Here is a 15549-nt window from a genome sequence, read left to right as displayed (position 1 = left end):
ATGAGTAGCGCAATCGTATTGGATAAACAATTCAAAAAGAGTAGCGAAGTAGCTTTGCCAGCTAGCTATGATGAAATCAAAGAGCATAATCTATACCTCTATGTAAAATCATATCTAGCCTCTTTGCGAGCAAACAACGCAAAAGCTAAAAAACGAGGCGAAGTAAGCGGCGGTGGCAAAAAGCCATGGGCGCAAAAAGGCGGCGGACGCGCGCGCGCTGGTAGTATCACATCGCCGGTATTTGTAGGTGGTGGTGTATCACATGGTCCTAGCAATAACCGCAACTATGATATAAAAATCAACAAAAAACAAAAACGCCTAGCGCTAGAATTTGCCATGAAGCAAAAAGCAGAATCTGGCAAGCTTTTTGTGGTGGATTCTGTAGCGGTGGCTAGTGGCAAGACAAAAGATGCTAACAATATCCTAAAAACACTAGGCGAGCGCAGCGTGCTTTTGGTATCTAGCTCTATCCAAGATGAAAAAACTTTCCTAGCATATCGCAATCTGCAAAATTGCTATCTTATCGATGCAAATGAGCTAAATGCGTATTTGGTAGCAGTTTTTCACGCGGTAGTGATAGAAAAAGCGGTGTTTGATGAGTTTTTGGGAAGTAGCCAAAATGCTGGCAAAGCAGAATCCAAAGCTTCATCAAAAGCTAAACCTAAAGCGGACTCTAAAGCAGAATCCAAGTAAGAAGGGGAAAAAGAAATGGCAGATATTACCGATATCAAATCAATCCTATACACAGAAAAGACGCTTGCCCTTCAAGAAAGCGGCACTATGGTAGTGCAAACATCCACAAGGGTTACCAAAAACCAGCTAAAGCAGGTGTTTATGGAGTATTTTGGTGTGGTTCCACTGAAAATCAACTCTTTGCGCCAAGAAGGCAAAACAAAGCGCTTCAAAGGCAGAGTGGGACAAAGAAGCTCATATAAGAAATTTTATGTAAAAGTCCCAGAGGGCGCGAAGATAGATTCGCTATCAGTATAAGGAGTTTGTAAATGGCAATCAAAACATATAAACCATACACCCCCAGCCGAAGGTTTATGAGCAATCTTAGCTCTAATGACATTACTTCTAAACCAAGCGTGCGCAAACTGCTAGTGAAGCTTCCAGTGACAGCAGGGCGCAATAACAATGGGCGCATCACTAGCCGACACAAAGAAGGCGGCGCGAAGAAGCTCTATCGTATCATAGATTTTAAGCGCAATAAATTTGGCATAGAAGGCAAAGTAAGCGCGATAGAATACGATCCATACAGAAACTGCAGAATTGCACTCATCACTTACGCAGATGGCGACAAACGCTACATCCTTCAGCCAAGTGGCTTGAGTGTAGGCGATAGCATATTTGCAGCAGAATCTGGACTGGATATCAAAACCGGCTATGCTATGAAGCTAAAGGCTATCCCAATCGGAACAATCGTGCATAATATCGAAATGCATCCCGGTGCTGGCGGACAGCTAGCGCGCAGTGCTGGTGCGAGCGCGCAAATCATGGGGCGCGAAGGTAAATATATTATCCTTCGTATGCCAAGTGGTGAGATGCGTTATATACTAGATGAGTGCATGGCGACTATCGGCGTAGTGGGAAATGAAGACTTTATCAACATCTCTATCGGTAAAGCTGGTAGAAATAGGCATCTTGGCGTGCGCCCACAAACAAGAGGTAGCGCGATGAACCCAGTGGATCACCCACATGGTGGAGGTGAGGGCAAAACAGGCTCTAGCGGTCATCCGGTATCTCCTTGGGGATTGCCAGCTAAAGGCTACAAGACTCGCAGGAAAAAAGCAAGCGATAGGCTTATCATTTCAAAGAAGAAAAAGTAAGGAAGTAAGATGGCAAGATCGATTAAAAAAGGTCCTTTTATTGATGAGCATTTGGCAAAAAAGGTTGCTAAAACTAAGCAAACAAAAGATAGCAAGCCTATCAAAACTTGGTCTAGAAGAAGCACCATTTTGCCAGATATGATTGGTATGACTTTCAATGTGCATAATGGCAGGGCGTTTGTGCCTGTGTATATCACAGAAAATCATGTGGGCTATAAGCTTGGTGAGTTTGCACCTACGAGAACTTTCAAAGGGCACAAAGGCAGTGTCCAAAAGAAAATAGGTAAGTAAAGGGGAGACGATGAGTAAAGCATTATTGAGGTTTATCCGACTATCCCCTACAAAAGCGCGCCTAGTCGCTAGAGAAGTGCAGGGCATGAATGTAGAGCTAGCGCTTGCGAGCCTAGAATTCACCACTAACAAAGCTGCTAGAATCATCGCCAAAGTCATCGCTTCTGCGGTGGCAAATGGCGGGTATGACGCGCAAAGCGCTGTGGTTTATTCTTGCAGGGTAGATGCAGGTCCTGTGTTGCGTAGATTTATGCCAAGGGCGCGTGGTAGGGCGACTCCTATCCGCAAACCCACTTCTCATATTTTGGTAGAAGTTTTGAGTGAGAGCGAAGCAAACGCAAAAAAAGCTGCGTCAAAGAATGCTAGCAAAAAGCTAGATTCTAGCACAGAATCTAAAGTTGCCAAAAAGTCAGCGAGCACAAAAGCTACCGCTTCAAAAGCAGAATCTAAAAACACAGAATCCAAAGCCAAAGCCGCTAAAGATTCTGTATCAAAAGCCCCCAAGGCAGCAACTTCAAAAGAAGCAAAAAAACCAAAAGGTGAGGATAAGTAACTATGGGACAAAAAGTCAATCCAATTGGACTAAGATTAGGTATCAACAGAAACTGGACTTCTCGATGGTTTCCTAGTGCAAAGACTGCGCCTGCTAGCATCCTTGAAGATCATAAGATTAGAAAATTCCTCAAAAAAGAGCTCTATTATGCAGGGATTAGCGAGGTGATTATCGAGCGCGCAGCAGCCAAAATCCGCGTGACCGTAGTAGCAGCGCGCCCGGGTCTTATCATCGGCAAAAAGGGCGCAGACATCGAAAACAAACGAGAAGCGCTAAAAGCACTTATCAAAAAAGATGTTTCTATCAATATCAAAGAAGTCAAGCGCCCGCAAGCAAACGCGCAACTTGCCGCAGAAAATGTGGCTACACAGCTAGAAAAACGCGTAGCATTCCGCAGAGCGATGAAAAAGGTAATGCAATCTGCTATGAAATCTGGCGCTAGAGGCATCAAGATAAAAGTATCTGGACGCCTAGCAGGTGCAGAGATGGCGCGCACAGAGTGGTATATGGAGGGGCGCGTTCCTTTGCATACACTGCGTGCGAAAATCGATTATGGATTTGCCGAAGCTTTCACGACTTATGGAATCATTGGCGTTAAAGTATGGATATTTAAAGGTGAGATTCTCCAAAAAGGCATCCAACCAGAAAAACGAGATGATGCTGAAGAAGCACGAGAATCTAGACCAAAACCTAGAAGAGGGAGACAATAGCTATGTTGATGCCTAAAAGAACAAAATACAGAAAGCAGATGAAAGGGCGCAATCGCGGTAAGTCATTGCGCGGCGCTTCACTAGCGTATGGAAATATCGGTATCAAAGCGCTTGAGCTGGGCAGAATAGATTCTCGACAAATCGAAGCTGCTCGTATCGCGCTTACTCGCCATATCAAAAGAACGGGTAAGGTTTGGATACGCGTTTTTCCAGACAAACCACTAACCGCCAAGCCTCTTGAAGTGAGAATGGGTAAAGGTAAGGGTGCTGTGGAAAAATGGGTGATGAATATACAACCCGGCAGAATCATATATGAAATCACCGGCGTTGAAGAAAGTATGGCTAGGGAGGCGCTGGCTTTGGCACAAAGCAAACTTCCTTTCCGAACAAAAATCATAACTAGCGAGAGTGAAAATGAAATTTACTGATTTGAAAGAGAAAGATCTAGCAGAGCTTCAAAAAATGCTAAAAGACAAGAAGTCCGAGCTTTTTGAATTGCGCTTAAAGCTCAAAACAATGCGCTCTACTAATACTAGTGAAATCGCAGTGGCAAGAAAGGATATCGCTAGAATCAGGACAGCAATATCCGCAAAAAGGATCAATTCATGAATCAGGTTCAGACACATAAAAGAGTCATACAAGGCAAAGTCGTCTCTAAGGCTGGCGATAAAAGCGTGGTGATATTGGTAGAGCGCAAAGTGGTGCATCCAAAATACCGCAAAATCGTCAAAAGATTTAAAAAATACACTATCCATGATGAGTCCAACAAAGCAAAAGTCGGCGATGAGATTTTGGCAATAGAATGCAAGCCCATCTCTAAGACAAAAGCTTTCAATCTCAAAGAGATAGTCTCGGTAGGAGTATAGTATGATACAGAGTTTTACACGATTAAATGTAGCTGATAATAGCGGCGCAAAAGAGATTATGTGTATTAAGGTGCTTGGCGGTAGCCATAAGCGATATGCGAGCGTGGGCGATGTCATCGTGGCTTCTGTGAAAAAGGCTATCCCAAATGGCAAAGTTAAAAAAGCTCAAGTCGTCAAAGCAGTCGTAGTGCGAACCAAAAAAGAAATACATCGTGCAAATGGCTCTTTGGTGCGATTTGATGACAATGCAGCAGTGATTTTGGACGCAAAGAAAGAACCTATTGGGACGAGAATCTTTGGTCCTGTGAGTAGAGAAGTGCGATATGCGAATTTTATGAAAATAGTATCGCTAGCTCCGGAGGTGTTATAGTGGCAAAGTTTAAAATCAAAAAAGGCGATATGGTAAAGATTATCGCCGGAGATGACAAAGGCAAGAGCGGAAAAATACTTCGCGTATTTCCCAAAAAATCAGAAGTGATCGTAGAAGGTTGCAAAATCGCCAAAAAAGCGATAAAGCCTACGGAAGAAAACAAAAAAGGTGGCTTTGTAAATAAAGAGATGCCTATACATATTTCAAATGTCAAAAAAGAGGGAGAGTAGGCGATGTTTGCGCTAAAGAAAAAATACAACGACGAGATAAAATCGCAGCTAAAAAGCGAGCTTAATATCCAGAATCCTATGTTGCTTCCCAAGCTTGAAAAAATCGTGATTAGCGTGGGTGCTGGCGATTATGCAAAAGATTCTAAAATCATGCAAAACATCGCTGACACTATCTCGCTAATCGCCGGGCAAAAAACTATCATCACCAAAGCAAAAAAATCTGTAGCTGGCTTTAAGATGAGAGAAGGTATGCCTATGGGTGTCAAAGTCACACTTCGCGGCAATCAAATGTATAACTTCCTAGAAAAGCTCATCGTCATATCACTGCCTCGCGTGAAAGACTTCCGCGGTGTCCCACGAAATGGATTTGATGGCAGGGGAAATTATAGCTTTGGACTAAACGAACAGCTTATGTTCCCAGAAGTGGTATATGATGATATTATGGTTACACATGGTATGAATATCACAATGGTGACTTCAACGCAAGATGACAAACAAGCATACAAACTTCTTGAATTGTTTGGTATGCCATTCGCAAAAGGAAGATAACATGGCAAAAAAATCTATGATAGCAAAGGCTGGCAGAAAAGCGAAATTTAGCGCTAGGGCTTACACAAGATGCAAAGTGTGCGGCAGACCACATTCTGTGTATAGAGATTTTGGGCTTTGTAGAGTGTGCCTTAGAAAAATGGGCAATGAGGGGCTAATCCCGGGATTGCGAAAAGCTAGCTGGTAAGGAGTGATTTATGGTAAATGATATTATTGCAGATTCTCTCACAAGGCTTAGAAATGCTTCTATGAGACGACTAGAATCTACGACGCTCTATTATGCAAAAATCGTCGTTTCTATTTTGGAAGTTTTCAAAGCAAAAGGTTTTATCAAAGATTACAGCGTAAAAGATGAGCAAGGCAAGCAATCTATTTTGGTGCAGCTCGCATACGATGAGCGCGGAAAATCCGCTATTAATGAGCTAAAGCGCATCAGCAAGCCCGGTCGCCGCGTGTATAAAGGCAGATCAGAGCTCAAACGCTTCAAAAATGGATATGGAACTATTGTTGTAAGCACAAGCAAAGGTGTCATCGCCAATGATGAAGCATATCGCGCCAATGTCGGCGGCGAAGCATTGTGTAGCATTTGGTAGGAGAAAAATATGTCAAGAATTGGAAAAAAACCCATTAGCATCCCAGATTCTATCCAAGTGAATCTAGAAGGGAGCAAAATAGTGTTTAAAGGCGCCAAAGCAACAAAGGAACTAGAGACTCATGGACGCGTGAAAATCGAAGTGAGTGGCAAAGAGCTAGTTTTTTCTGCACTAGATTCTGCTCCTCAATCGCGAGCATTTTGGGGAACATATCGCGCTTTGGCAAATAATATCGTCGTGGGACTTACTAGCGGATTTAGCAAGACGCTAGAAATCAATGGCGTAGGTTACAAAGCTAGTGTGGCAGGCAAAACGCTAGAGCTAGCACTTGGATTTTCACATCCTGTAAAATACCCAATCCCTGAAGGCGTAGAAATATCAGTCGATAAAAACCAAGTCATCATCAAAGGCAATGACAAACAGCAAATTGGGCAGATTGCTGCAGAGATTCGAGAGTTTAGACCGCCAGAGCCTTATAAAGGAAAGGGCATCAAATACATCGATGAAACCATCATCCGCAAAGCCGGAAAAACAGCCAAGAAATAATTAGGGGCGCATAATGACAGCAAAAATACTAGAATCTAAAAAGAGATTGAGACTAAAAAGAAAGCTTCGCATCAAAGGCAAGCTAAATGGCAGCGCTGAATGCCCTAGAATCAGCGTATTTCGCTCCAACAAATATCTATACGCGCAAGCGATAGATGATGTGAAGCAAACTACCATAGCTAGCGTAGATGGCAAAAAGCTAAAACTAGGCAACAACAAAGACAATGCCAAAGAAATAGCCAAAGTCTTTGCTGGCGAGCTAAGCAAAAAAGGCATCTCACAAGCGATTTTTGATCGCAATGGCTATTTGTATCATGGTGTTGTGGCGGCGTTTGCAGACTCATTGCGAGAAAATGGAATTACACTATAAAGGATTTCTATGGAAATTAATAGAGAAGAATTCAGCGAAGTTGTTGTAAATATCGGCAGGGTTACAAAGGTTGTAAAAGGCGGGCGCAGATTCCGCTTCAACGCGCTTGTGGTAGTAGGAAATCGCAATGGAATGGTGGGCTTTGGCTTAGGCAAGGCAAAAGAAGTGCCAGATGCGATAAGAAAAGCCATCGATGATGCATTCAAAAATGTAATCAAAGTCAATGTCAAAGGCACAACAATCGCACATGACGTCGAGCACAAATACAACGCAAGCAGAATCCTGCTAAAGCCAGCTAGCGAAGGGACAGGCGTAATCGCCGGTGGCTCTGCGCGCCCAGTAATCGAGCTTGCCGGAATCAAAGACATCCTTACAAAATCTCTTGGCTCAAGCAACCCATACAATGTCGTGCGCGCAACATTTGACGCGCTTGCTAGAATCAAGGCATAATCCACAAAGCCCATATTAGGCATAGGAGAAAATAATGGCATCATTACACAACATCAAGCCTGCAGAAGGCAGCACAAAAGATATCAAAAGAGTAGGTCGCGGACAAGGTAGCGGCATGGGTAAAACCTCCACAAGAGGTGGCAAAGGACAAACTGCAAGAACAGGCTACAAAGCAAAGCGCGGATTTGAAGGCGGGCAACAGCCACTTCAAAGACGACTTCCAAAAGTAGGCTTTAGGACGCAAATTTGCAAGCCTTATGTGATTAGCATCGATAAGATTAAAGGCATAGCCGAGCTAAGTGAAATCACAATAGAGAGCATCTCTAGCGTGCATAAGCTACCCGGCTTTGTGCGCAATGCCAAAGCTTTGGATAAAGCTACAGATTCTAGCAGTGTAAAAGCTATCGTAAAAATCATCGGCAGCAACGCATCATCTCTTGTTAGCAAGATAAAAGACCCTAGAATCTCCGTAAGCGGACAATCAAAATAAACACATAGGCAAAACACATAATGAATAAGGCAATCGTAAATAAGATTCTCATCACTTTGGCATTTTTGTTTGCATACAGGGTGCTGGCGTATGTGCCAATCCCGGGCGTTGATGTGCTGGCTATCAAAGAATTTTTCCAAAGCAACAGCAGCAACGCGCTTGGCTTATTTAATATGTTTAGCGGAAATGCGGTAGAGCGTTTGAGTATTATCACGCTTGGGATTATGCCTTATATTACCGCTTCGATTGTTATGGAGCTGCTTTCGGCTACTTTTGCACCATTGGCAAAAATGAAAAAAGAGCGCGATGGTATGCAAAAATATATGCAAATCATCCGCTATGTGACGATTCTCATCACTATCGTGCAGGCTATCAGCGTGTCTTTTGGCTTGCGAAGTATTGGCAATGGTGTAAATGGCGCGATACTAATTGATATGACAGAGTTTTTGATTATCTCTGTGTTTGCGATGCTTGCAGGCACGATGCTGCTTGTGTGGATAGGCGAGCAGATAACACAACGCGGCGTGGGTAATGGTATAAGCCTCATCATTTTTGGTGGTATTGTTTCTGGTATCCCAAGCGCGATAGCCTCGACATTTGGGCTTGTAAATAAAGGCGAGATAAATATCCTAAGCCTTATCATCATCGCTGGCATCATCATTGCAACAATATGGGCGATAGTGTATATAGAGCTTGCCGAGCGCAGGATCCCCATATCCTACGCGCGCAAAGTCATCATGCAGAATCAAAACAAGCGCATAATGAACTACATCCCTATTAAGCTAAATCTAAGCGGCGTGATTCCGCCTATTTTTGCTTCAGCATTGATCGTTTTCCCTTCTACTATATTGCAGGCATCTAGCAATAAATACTTGCAATTTATCGCTGATATGTTAAATCCTAGCCAATATCTGCACCATGTTTTGATGTTTTTGCTAGTGATATTTTTTGCTTATTTTTACTCCTCTATTGTGTTTAATGCCAAAGACATAGCGGATAATCTCAAGCGACAAGGCGGATACATACCCGGTATGCGTCCGGGTGAAGGCACTGCGTCTTTCCTAAACTTTGTGGCAAATAATCTAACCCTTTGGGGCTCGCTGTATTTGGCTATCATCTCGACACTTCCTTGGATTCTGGTTAAGCTTTTGGGCGTGCCGTTTTATTTTGGCGGGACAGCGGTGCTTATTGTCGTGCAAGTTGCCATAGATACGATGCGTAAAATCGAAGCGCAAATCTATATGAATAAATACAAAACGCTAAGCGCTGTTGGATTCTAGGCAGAATCTAGCGTCGCTACAAAAGATCATAAATGACACATAGAAAAAATCGGAGTTTAGTTTGGCGATAGCTATCCGAAGCAAAAAAGACATCTCCATGCTTGCCAAAGCATCTAGCATCGTAGCTAGGACACTGGATAAAGTATCAGCTCACGCAAAAGTAGGTGTCAGCCTAAAAGAGCTAGATCTAATCGCAGAAGATTATATCCTATCCCAGCAAGCAAAGCCCGCATTCAAAGGGCTTTATGGATTCCCAAACACTACTTGCCTTTCACTAAACGAAGTCATCATACATGGTATCCCCAGTGATTATAAGCTAAAAGAGGGCGATATTTTGGGGATTGATTTGGGTGCGGAGATTGGCGGGTGGTTTGGCGATGGTGCGGTGACTATTGGCATAGGCAAAATAGATTCTAGCGATGAAGCGCTTATTGATTGCACCAAAGACACGCTTTATAAAGCGATTGATGCGATAAAAGTTGGCATGCATTTTAAAGAGCTTAGCCTATTTTTGGAAAACACTATCAAATCCAAAGGCTATGTGCCGCTAGATGGATTCTGCGGGCATGGCATAGGGCGCAGACCGCATGAAGAGCCAGAGATTCCAAACCTGCTTGGCGCGCCAAACCCCAAACAAGGCCCCAAGATAAAAGAAGGCATGGTTTTTTGCATAGAGCCTATGATTTGCCAAAAAGATGGCGCGCCGGTGATACTTGCAGATAAATGGTCTGTCGTCTCACAAGATGGGCTAAATGGCAGCCATTATGAGCACACGATAGCGATTATTGATGGCAAGGCTAGGATACTTACTCAAGCTTAAGAAAAGGAGAGAAATGGCTAAAGATGATGTGATAGAAGTCGATGGAAAAGTGATAGAAGCACTGCCAAATGCGACTTTTCGCGTGCAGTTGGATAACGGGCATGTCGTGCTTTGTCATATTGCCGGGAAAATGCGAATGCATTATATCAAGATTCTGCCCGGCGATGTGGTGAAGCTAGAGCTCACACCATATAGTTTAGATAAGGGCAGAATCACTTATAGATATAAGTAAATAAGCCGCTTTTAAACTATTTTTGGGTAGAATCTGCGTTTTTAGTTTTGATTGCGCTGCTTTCTATGATGGCTATCAAACCGCGTTGGTTAGGCATTTGTGGCGTATATCTACAAAAAATAAAGGAGAAATGATGAAGGTTCGACCATCGGTCAAAAAGATGTGCGATAAGTGCAAGATTATCAAACGAAGGGGCGTTGTGCGCGTGATTTGCCAAACCCCCAAACACAAACAAAGACAAGGATAACAAATGGCTAGAATTGCTGGTGTAGATTTGCCAAAGAAAAAAAGGGTCGAATACGCTCTTACTTACATTTATGGTATCGGGCTAAAAAGCTCTAGAGATATTCTAAATGCAGTAAATATTTCTTTTGATAAGCGAGTTCATGATCTCAGCGAAGATGAAGTATCCATTATCTCCAAAAAGATTCAAGAATCTTATATGGTAGAAGGTGATTTGCGTAAAAAAGTGCAGCTAGACATCAAGTCTCTTATGGATTTAGGAAGCTATCGTGGCTTGCGCCATAGGAAAGGCCTGCCAGTGCGCGGTCAAACCACCAAAAACAACGCTCGCACAAGAAAAGGCAAGCGTAAAACCGTTGGTTCTAAAAGTTCTTAATAGGGAGTAATAATGGCAAAAAATGTAACAAAAAAACGCGGGGTTAAAAAAAATATTGCCCGCGGCGTTGTATGTATATCTGCTTCTTTCAACAATACAAATGTAACCGTAACCGATGAAATGGGAAATGTGCTTTGCTGGGCGACTGCGGGCGGACTTGGATTCAAAGGTAGCAAAAAATCCACTCCATACGCCGCGCAACAAGCTGTAGAAAGCGCGCTAGCAAAAGCAAAAGAGCATGGAATCAAAGAAGTTGGCATCAAAGTGCAAGGTCCTGGTAGCGGAAGAGAAACCGCAGTAAAAAGCGTAGGCGCTACAGAAGGCATCAAAGTGCTTTGGCTAAAAGATGTGACACCGCTACCTCACAATGGTTGCAGACCTCCTAAAAGAAGAAGAGTGTAAGGGGAAAATATGGCGAGATATAGAGGACCAGTAGAAAAACTAGAAAGACGATTTGGCGTAAGTTTGGCACTCAAAGGCGAGCGCAGACTTGCAGGAAAAAGCGCGCTAGATAAGCGCCCTTATGCGCCCGGACAGCATGGACAAAGAAGAGGTAAAATCTCTGAATATGGCTTGCAGCTACGAGAAAAACAAAAAGCAAAAGCTATGTATGGAATCTCTGAAAAGCAATTCCGCTCTATTTTTGTTGAAGCAAACAGACAAGAGGGCAACACCGGGGAGAATCTCATAAGACTTATCGAGTGCAGACTTGATAATGTCGTGTATCGCATGGGATTTGCGACTACTAGACGATTTGCCAGACAGCTAGTCACACATGGACATATCCTTGTAGATGGCAAGCGCTTGGATATACCTTCTTATGTTGTCAAACAAGGGCAAAAAATAGAAGTCAAAGAAAAATCCAAAAATAACCCACAAATCGCAGCTGCCGCAGATCTCACCGCGCAAGTGGGTATCGTGCCATGGGTAGATGTAGATAAGGATAAGCGACTAGGCATTTTCACACGCTATCCGCAAAGAGAAGAGGTTGTGATTCCTATCGAAGAAAGATTGATAGTAGAATTGTATTCTAAATAATAATTTAAGAGGCGGTAAATTATGGATATTTTTAAGACTATTCCCCACATTCCAGAACATGTTGCTATGGAGGATATAGGTTCAAATGCTGTGCGTATCAGCGTATGGCCCTTTGAGCCGGGATATGCTATCACATTCGCGCATCCTTTGCGTAGGCTTATGATGTCATGCACGCCCGGCTATGCGCCTGTGATGCTGCATATCGATGGTGTTTCGCATGAGTTTGATTCAGTAAGAGGTATCGCAGAGGATGTGACGCCTTTTATCGTAAATCTAAAAAACATCCGCTTTGCTAGCAAAGGCGCAGAGCCAAAAAATACCATACGACTAAACTATGAGTTTAGCGGCCCTATGGAGCTTCGCGGCGCAAACCTTGCTACTGATGAAATCGATGTCGTCAATAAAGATGCCTATCTGGCGACTATCAATGAAGATGCGAAGTTTAGTTTTTCTATCGTTGTAAAATACTCTATCGGCTTTAAGCCAAATGATTTGGTGCGTAAAGACAAAGATTTTACCGGCGAGATTGGGCTTATCCCGCTAGATGCGTATTTTACCCCGGTAAAAAAGGTCGTCTATGAAATCAAAGATATGCTGATAGATGACAATCCAAACTTCGAAAAAATCGTGTTTGAGATACAGACAGACGGACAGGTAGCACCTCTTGATGTGTTTAAAAATGCCATCGCTATGGCACAAAGGCAGCTGCGCGTATTTGGCGAGGATATTTCAGTGGTAGATTCTGACTCCAAAGGCGCTTCAGAAGATGCTATAGATATCAAAAATCTGCTTATCAAAATCGACACGCTAAACCTTAGCACAAGGTGCTTCCACTGCCTAGATAAAATGGGAATCCAATACATCGGGCAGCTAGTGAAGATGAGCGAAAATGATTTGAAAAACATCAAAAATATGGGTAAAAAATCATATGATGAAATCGCAGAAAAGCTGGCATCTCTAGGCTATCCTGTCGGCACTGTGCTAAGCAGTGAAGTGCTAAATGCGTTTAACAAAAAAATCGGCAAAGCAAAATAAAGGAGCATATCATGAGACATAATCATGGATATAGAAAGCTAGGCAGGACTTCTTCTCACCGCAAGGCGTTGCTGAAAAATCTTGCTATAGCGCTTATCACCAATGAAAAAATAGAAACCGGCGTGTTTAAAGCAAAAGAGCTGCAAACCTATATCGAAAGGCTTGTCACCACCGCGCGCAAAGGCGATTTCAACGCGCATCGCTTGGTATATGCCTATCTACAAAACAAATCCGCCACCAAAAAGCTGGTGACACAAATCGCGCCCAACTACAAAGATAGAAATGGCGGATACACTAGAATCAATCGCACCAGAACCAGAAGGGGCGATGCTTCACAAATGGCTATTATCGAGTTTGTTTCTTAAGGTTTTGCTAGGGTTTGGATTCTGTGCTTTTGAGACTTCAAGGCTTGTAGAATCCAAATGCAGCACGCATCCAGCGCAAAACCCCCAAGCGCAAAGCTAAATACAAAATAATACAAATCCGATAAAGCTAAATAGCCTAATCCGCGCTTCTAGATTCTCCCCAAAAGTCACTTTTTCTAAATCCTAAAACAAATTACAAAAACATGCCAAACCAAAAAACCCAAAACAAACCAAGCGCTCAACAAAACGCAGTAATAATAAACCCAAAACATCAGGTGACACCATGAACCACTCCAGCTACGCAAAACCACAGCAAGACAAAATCATATATGAATTTAAATATACCTTTCCAAAGAAGGCATGGTTTATATTTGAAAGATTTTTGCGACGCATCGTCTTGCTGATAGTGTTTTTTGCTTCATACGCGATTATCACATTTTATTACAATAGCTTTGCCCAAACTAGAGGCGATATATATGATATAATCATCTTTTTGTTGCATATTCTCATCCCTAGCATTCTTATGCTTATTGCTTTTAATTCATTTTTTATCATGCCTCGTGCCAAAATCGCACTCACTGATGAGGGCATGTATATCAAAGCTTCTTATTTTTTGATAGGGCTTTGGAATAGATGGAGATTTTATAAATATGGCGATTTTGGATGCCGCGTAGATATTTTGTCTGCGAGATTTTATGATGATTGGATTGTCGGAATCTACAACATTGACAAATATAAAATTTCTGAAGTCAAGCTATATGCCCTCGCTTCAAATGGTGAAATGCAAGATATGGATAAGCTGCTTGATATATTGCAGCAAAAAAGCCAGCAGGCACTAGAATCACAAGGCAAAGCAGCAGCGTATGATATAGAAGAAAAAATACGATACCGATACAAAAAAGGCTCCGAGAACTACTGGCTAGATTAAAAAGCTTAAAAAGATAAAAGGATAAAAATGAATCTAGATTGGTCTTTTGCGCCATATTTGATTCTGGGATTTTATATAAAAAGCCAAAAGACAGAATGCTTTAGCTTAGAAAACAAATCGTGCCAGAATCTAAAATCACTGCAAAATCAATTATTTACAAAAATCTATCATTTGCCAGAATCTAAACTGCCAAATCTAAATATCTGCCAGAATCTAAAATCACTGCAAAATTGATTATTTACCAAAATCTATTATCTGCTAGAATCTAAGACGCGCCAAAACTTAAGATTTATTGGCATTTTGAAGCGCGCCTTATCTTATCAATCTTAGAATCTTAAAATTTCACAATTCCAAGATTCTGCAATCTCGCAATCTAAAAAACCCAAAATCTTAGAATTGCCAAGTCTTAAAATCTCAAATCTTAGAATCTCAAAATCTCGCAAGATTCTGCAATCCCAAAATCTCGCTATCTCGCAACTTCACAGCCCGCCAAAACGCCTTTGCCTTTGATAAAAACCCTCGATGATTTCCGCCAGCTCATCGCTGCCAAAATCAGGCCAAAGCGTCTTGCTAAACGCCAGCTCCGCATAGCTTGCCTGCCATAGCAAAAAGTTTGACAGCCTCTGCTCCCCGCCCGTGCGCACGAGCAAATCCACATCAGGCATATCCGCTGTGTCAAGATGCCGCTGCACCAGCGCCTCCATTTGCTTGAAATCTCTATCAGAATCTAGCATTTTTACGACACTCAACGCAAAATCCGCGTTTTTAGATTCTGCGCCAGAATCCACACCACCCACACACTCGCCCACTATTTTCGCATACGCTCTTGCTATTTCATTGCGCCCGCCATAGTTTAGCGCGAGCGCTTGGGTTAGGTTGGTGTAGTGCGCGGTTTGGGATTCTAGCTCGAGAATCATGCTTTTTAGCGGCTGCGAAAATGTCGCGATATTGCCTATCGCGCGGAATCGGATTTTGTTTTTGTGATAGGTGCTCGCCTCATCTCTTAGGTATTTTTCCAAAAGCTTCATGAGAAAATCCACCTCTTTTTTGGGGCGATTCCAATTCTCCGTAGAAAACGCGTAAAGCGTGAGATAAGATATATCATGCTTAGCGCACCAATCCGTTATCGCGCGCACATTTTGCGCGCCCTTGCGATGCCCCACCTGCCGACTTTTGCCCTGCATTTGCGCCCACCTGCCATTACCATCCATGATGATAGCAAGGTGTTTTAGCGTCTTATCTTGGGGCATTTTCTCTCCTTTTGCCTGCGTGGTGGTTGTGATTTGCGCTAGATTCTGGCATTTATACTTTATCCATATTTGATCCATATTCGCGCCGCGCTGCTTTAGAATCCGCATTTAGAATCTACATCTAAAATCCGCGCC

Annotated in this window: 29 protein-coding genes and 1 pseudogene; 29 read left to right on the top strand and 1 reads right to left on the bottom strand. The window is 42.7% G+C overall.

Annotated features, from left to right (window positions below):
* The 29 genes and pseudogenes from rplD to BKN38_RS01915 all read left to right on the top strand — a co-directional run bounded on the left by rplD (position 1) and on the right by BKN38_RS01915 (position 14398).
* Positions 1–693, top strand: a complete 693-nt coding sequence (rplD, locus tag BKN38_RS02055) for a 50S ribosomal protein L4 (RefSeq protein ID WP_082942596.1) — start codon at positions 1–3, stop codon at positions 691–693.
* Between the two features lie 15 nt (positions 694–708).
* The gene (locus BKN38_RS02050; protein ID WP_066456702.1) at positions 709–990 is read left to right on the top strand and encodes a 50S ribosomal protein L23; all 282 of its coding nucleotides are present in this window, start codon (positions 709–711) and stop codon (positions 988–990) included.
* A gap of 11 nt (positions 991–1001) precedes the next feature.
* The gene (gene rplB, locus BKN38_RS02045) at positions 1002–1829 is read left to right on the top strand and encodes a 50S ribosomal protein L2 (RefSeq protein ID WP_066456701.1); all 828 of its coding nucleotides are present in this window, start codon (positions 1002–1004) and stop codon (positions 1827–1829) included.
* A gap of 9 nt (positions 1830–1838) precedes the next feature.
* Positions 1839–2120, top strand: a complete 282-nt coding sequence (gene rpsS / locus BKN38_RS02040) for a 30S ribosomal protein S19 (RefSeq protein WP_066456697.1) — start codon at positions 1839–1841, stop codon at positions 2118–2120.
* 10 nt (positions 2121–2130) lie between these two features.
* Positions 2131–2568: pseudogene (gene rplV / locus BKN38_RS11610) on the top strand (50S ribosomal protein L22); the annotation flags it as partial.
* Positions 2569–2675: 107 nt separating this feature from the next.
* Positions 2676–3383 (top strand): 30S ribosomal protein S3, encoded by a 708-nt coding sequence (rpsC, locus tag BKN38_RS02030; RefSeq protein ID WP_066456695.1) that lies wholly within the window; start codon positions 2676–2678, stop codon positions 3381–3383.
* A 2-nt stretch (positions 3384–3385) separates the two neighbouring features.
* Positions 3386–3811: a 50S ribosomal protein L16 gene (rplP, locus tag BKN38_RS02025; protein WP_066456693.1), complete on the top strand. Its 426-nt coding sequence runs from the start codon at positions 3386–3388 to the stop codon at positions 3809–3811.
* Entirely contained in the window at positions 3798–3992 is a 195-nt protein-coding gene (gene rpmC / locus BKN38_RS02020; RefSeq protein ID WP_066456691.1) for a 50S ribosomal protein L29, read from the top strand. The genes rplP and rpmC overlap by 14 nt, the downstream gene beginning before the upstream one ends.
* Complete coding sequence (gene rpsQ / locus BKN38_RS02015; protein WP_066456689.1) at positions 3989–4249, top strand: 30S ribosomal protein S17; 261 nt, start codon at positions 3989–3991, stop codon at positions 4247–4249. Before rpmC ends, rpsQ begins: the two co-directional genes overlap by 4 nt.
* Position 4250: 1 nt before the next feature.
* The gene (gene rplN, locus BKN38_RS02010) at positions 4251–4619 is read left to right on the top strand and encodes a 50S ribosomal protein L14 (protein WP_023930279.1); all 369 of its coding nucleotides are present in this window, start codon (positions 4251–4253) and stop codon (positions 4617–4619) included.
* Positions 4619–4849 carry a 50S ribosomal protein L24 gene (gene rplX, locus BKN38_RS02005; RefSeq protein WP_066456687.1) on the top strand — a complete coding sequence of 77 codons (231 nt, stop codon included), beginning with the start codon at positions 4619–4621 and terminating at the stop codon, positions 4847–4849. The genes rplN and rplX overlap by 1 nt, the downstream gene beginning before the upstream one ends.
* Positions 4850–4852: 3 nt before the next feature.
* A complete protein-coding gene (gene rplE / locus BKN38_RS02000) occupies positions 4853–5398 on the top strand; it encodes a 50S ribosomal protein L5 (protein WP_066456685.1) in 546 nt (181 codons plus the stop codon).
* A 1-nt stretch (position 5399) separates the two neighbouring features.
* On the top strand, positions 5400–5585 hold the full coding sequence (locus tag BKN38_RS01995) for a type Z 30S ribosomal protein S14 (protein WP_066456683.1): 186 nt from the start codon (positions 5400–5402) through the stop codon (positions 5583–5585).
* Positions 5586–5595: 10 nt separating this feature from the next.
* The gene (gene rpsH, locus BKN38_RS01990) at positions 5596–5991 is read left to right on the top strand and encodes a 30S ribosomal protein S8 (RefSeq protein ID WP_066456681.1); all 396 of its coding nucleotides are present in this window, start codon (positions 5596–5598) and stop codon (positions 5989–5991) included.
* A gap of 9 nt (positions 5992–6000) precedes the next feature.
* Positions 6001–6537, top strand: a complete 537-nt coding sequence (gene rplF / locus BKN38_RS01985; protein ID WP_066456680.1) for a 50S ribosomal protein L6 — start codon at positions 6001–6003, stop codon at positions 6535–6537.
* 13 nt (positions 6538–6550) lie between these two features.
* Positions 6551–6907, top strand: coding sequence for a 50S ribosomal protein L18 (rplR, locus tag BKN38_RS01980; RefSeq protein WP_066456677.1), 357 nt, complete (start codon positions 6551–6553; stop codon positions 6905–6907).
* Positions 6908–6916: 9 nt separating this feature from the next.
* The gene (rpsE, locus tag BKN38_RS01975; protein WP_066456674.1) at positions 6917–7357 is read left to right on the top strand and encodes a 30S ribosomal protein S5; all 441 of its coding nucleotides are present in this window, start codon (positions 6917–6919) and stop codon (positions 7355–7357) included.
* Positions 7358–7391: 34 nt separating this feature from the next.
* Positions 7392–7847 carry a 50S ribosomal protein L15 gene (rplO, locus tag BKN38_RS01970; RefSeq protein ID WP_066456671.1) on the top strand — a complete coding sequence of 152 codons (456 nt, stop codon included), beginning with the start codon at positions 7392–7394 and terminating at the stop codon, positions 7845–7847.
* A gap of 20 nt (positions 7848–7867) precedes the next feature.
* Entirely contained in the window at positions 7868–9127 is a 1260-nt protein-coding gene (gene secY / locus BKN38_RS01965; protein WP_066456670.1) for a preprotein translocase subunit SecY, read from the top strand.
* A gap of 61 nt (positions 9128–9188) precedes the next feature.
* The gene (gene map, locus BKN38_RS01960) at positions 9189–9947 is read left to right on the top strand and encodes a type I methionyl aminopeptidase (RefSeq protein ID WP_066456669.1); all 759 of its coding nucleotides are present in this window, start codon (positions 9189–9191) and stop codon (positions 9945–9947) included.
* A gap of 13 nt (positions 9948–9960) precedes the next feature.
* Positions 9961–10179 carry a translation initiation factor IF-1 gene (infA, locus tag BKN38_RS01955; protein WP_066456667.1) on the top strand — a complete coding sequence of 73 codons (219 nt, stop codon included), beginning with the start codon at positions 9961–9963 and terminating at the stop codon, positions 10177–10179.
* Positions 10180–10312: 133 nt separating this feature from the next.
* A complete protein-coding gene (rpmJ, locus tag BKN38_RS01950; RefSeq protein WP_066456664.1) occupies positions 10313–10426 on the top strand; it encodes a 50S ribosomal protein L36 in 114 nt (37 codons plus the stop codon).
* A 3-nt stretch (positions 10427–10429) separates the two neighbouring features.
* Positions 10430–10798, top strand: coding sequence for a 30S ribosomal protein S13 (gene rpsM / locus BKN38_RS01945; RefSeq protein WP_066456663.1), 369 nt, complete (start codon positions 10430–10432; stop codon positions 10796–10798).
* 12 nt (positions 10799–10810) lie between these two features.
* The gene (gene rpsK, locus BKN38_RS01940) at positions 10811–11200 is read left to right on the top strand and encodes a 30S ribosomal protein S11 (protein ID WP_066456662.1); all 390 of its coding nucleotides are present in this window, start codon (positions 10811–10813) and stop codon (positions 11198–11200) included.
* Positions 11201–11209: 9 nt separating this feature from the next.
* Positions 11210–11836 (top strand): 30S ribosomal protein S4, encoded by a 627-nt coding sequence (gene rpsD / locus BKN38_RS01935; protein WP_066456661.1) that lies wholly within the window; start codon positions 11210–11212, stop codon positions 11834–11836.
* A 21-nt stretch (positions 11837–11857) separates the two neighbouring features.
* Positions 11858–12871 carry a DNA-directed RNA polymerase subunit alpha gene (locus tag BKN38_RS01930; protein ID WP_066456660.1) on the top strand — a complete coding sequence of 338 codons (1014 nt, stop codon included), beginning with the start codon at positions 11858–11860 and terminating at the stop codon, positions 12869–12871.
* An 11-nt stretch (positions 12872–12882) separates the two neighbouring features.
* A complete protein-coding gene (rplQ, locus tag BKN38_RS01925) occupies positions 12883–13236 on the top strand; it encodes a 50S ribosomal protein L17 (protein WP_066456659.1) in 354 nt (117 codons plus the stop codon).
* Between the two features lie 283 nt (positions 13237–13519).
* Entirely contained in the window at positions 13520–14164 is a 645-nt protein-coding gene (locus tag BKN38_RS01920; protein WP_066456649.1) for a hypothetical protein, read from the top strand.
* 27 nt (positions 14165–14191) lie between these two features.
* Entirely contained in the window at positions 14192–14398 is a 207-nt protein-coding gene (locus BKN38_RS01915) for a hypothetical protein (protein ID WP_066456642.1), read from the top strand.
* A gap of 245 nt (positions 14399–14643) precedes the next feature.
* Here the strand turns inward: BKN38_RS01915 and uppS are convergent, their stop codons facing one another.
* The gene (uppS, locus tag BKN38_RS01910) at positions 14644–15414 is read right to left on the bottom strand and encodes a polyprenyl diphosphate synthase (RefSeq protein ID WP_066456735.1); all 771 of its coding nucleotides are present in this window, start codon (positions 15412–15414) and stop codon (positions 14644–14646) included.
* Positions 15415–15549: the final 135 nt, after the last annotated feature.

It is taken from the genome of Helicobacter sp. CLO-3, from assembly GCF_001854545.1.
Taxonomy (GTDB): Bacteria; Campylobacterota; Campylobacteria; order Campylobacterales; family Helicobacteraceae; genus Helicobacter_B.
Note: the sequence above shows the minus strand (reverse complement) of the source record. Positions and strands in the feature narration are given on the sequence as shown.

Coding starts and splice junctions, on each gene's coding strand:
- rplD (WP_082942596.1), top strand. CDS start 1: ATGAGTAGCGCAATCGTATTGGATAAACAATTCAAAAAGAGTAGCGAA.
- BKN38_RS02050 (WP_066456702.1), top strand. CDS start 709: ATGGCAGATATTACCGATATCAAATCAATCCTATACACAGAAAAGACG.
- rplB (WP_066456701.1), top strand. CDS start 1,002: ATGGCAATCAAAACATATAAACCATACACCCCCAGCCGAAGGTTTATG.
- rpsS (WP_066456697.1), top strand. CDS start 1,839: ATGGCAAGATCGATTAAAAAAGGTCCTTTTATTGATGAGCATTTGGCA.
- rpsC (WP_066456695.1), top strand. CDS start 2,676: ATGGGACAAAAAGTCAATCCAATTGGACTAAGATTAGGTATCAACAGA.
- rplP (WP_066456693.1), top strand. CDS start 3,386: ATGTTGATGCCTAAAAGAACAAAATACAGAAAGCAGATGAAAGGGCGC.
- rpmC (WP_066456691.1), top strand. CDS start 3,798: ATGAAATTTACTGATTTGAAAGAGAAAGATCTAGCAGAGCTTCAAAAA.
- rpsQ (WP_066456689.1), top strand. CDS start 3,989: ATGAATCAGGTTCAGACACATAAAAGAGTCATACAAGGCAAAGTCGTC.
- rplN (WP_023930279.1), top strand. CDS start 4,251: ATGATACAGAGTTTTACACGATTAAATGTAGCTGATAATAGCGGCGCA.
- rplE (WP_066456685.1), top strand. CDS start 4,853: ATGTTTGCGCTAAAGAAAAAATACAACGACGAGATAAAATCGCAGCTA.
- BKN38_RS01995 (WP_066456683.1), top strand. CDS start 5,400: ATGGCAAAAAAATCTATGATAGCAAAGGCTGGCAGAAAAGCGAAATTT.
- rpsH (WP_066456681.1), top strand. CDS start 5,596: ATGGTAAATGATATTATTGCAGATTCTCTCACAAGGCTTAGAAATGCT.
- rplF (WP_066456680.1), top strand. CDS start 6,001: ATGTCAAGAATTGGAAAAAAACCCATTAGCATCCCAGATTCTATCCAA.
- rplR (WP_066456677.1), top strand. CDS start 6,551: ATGACAGCAAAAATACTAGAATCTAAAAAGAGATTGAGACTAAAAAGA.
- rpsE (WP_066456674.1), top strand. CDS start 6,917: ATGGAAATTAATAGAGAAGAATTCAGCGAAGTTGTTGTAAATATCGGC.
- rplO (WP_066456671.1), top strand. CDS start 7,392: ATGGCATCATTACACAACATCAAGCCTGCAGAAGGCAGCACAAAAGAT.
- secY (WP_066456670.1), top strand. CDS start 7,868: ATGAATAAGGCAATCGTAAATAAGATTCTCATCACTTTGGCATTTTTG.
- infA (WP_066456667.1), top strand. CDS start 9,961: ATGGCTAAAGATGATGTGATAGAAGTCGATGGAAAAGTGATAGAAGCA.
- rpmJ (WP_066456664.1), top strand. CDS start 10,313: ATGAAGGTTCGACCATCGGTCAAAAAGATGTGCGATAAGTGCAAGATT.
- rpsM (WP_066456663.1), top strand. CDS start 10,430: ATGGCTAGAATTGCTGGTGTAGATTTGCCAAAGAAAAAAAGGGTCGAA.
- rpsK (WP_066456662.1), top strand. CDS start 10,811: ATGGCAAAAAATGTAACAAAAAAACGCGGGGTTAAAAAAAATATTGCC.
- rpsD (WP_066456661.1), top strand. CDS start 11,210: ATGGCGAGATATAGAGGACCAGTAGAAAAACTAGAAAGACGATTTGGC.
- BKN38_RS01930 (WP_066456660.1), top strand. CDS start 11,858: ATGGATATTTTTAAGACTATTCCCCACATTCCAGAACATGTTGCTATG.
- rplQ (WP_066456659.1), top strand. CDS start 12,883: ATGAGACATAATCATGGATATAGAAAGCTAGGCAGGACTTCTTCTCAC.
- BKN38_RS01920 (WP_066456649.1), top strand. CDS start 13,520: ATGAACCACTCCAGCTACGCAAAACCACAGCAAGACAAAATCATATAT.
- BKN38_RS01915 (WP_066456642.1), top strand. CDS start 14,192: ATGAATCTAGATTGGTCTTTTGCGCCATATTTGATTCTGGGATTTTAT.
- uppS (WP_066456735.1), bottom strand. CDS start 15,414: ATGCCCCAAGATAAGACGCTAAAACACCTTGCTATCATCATGGATGGT.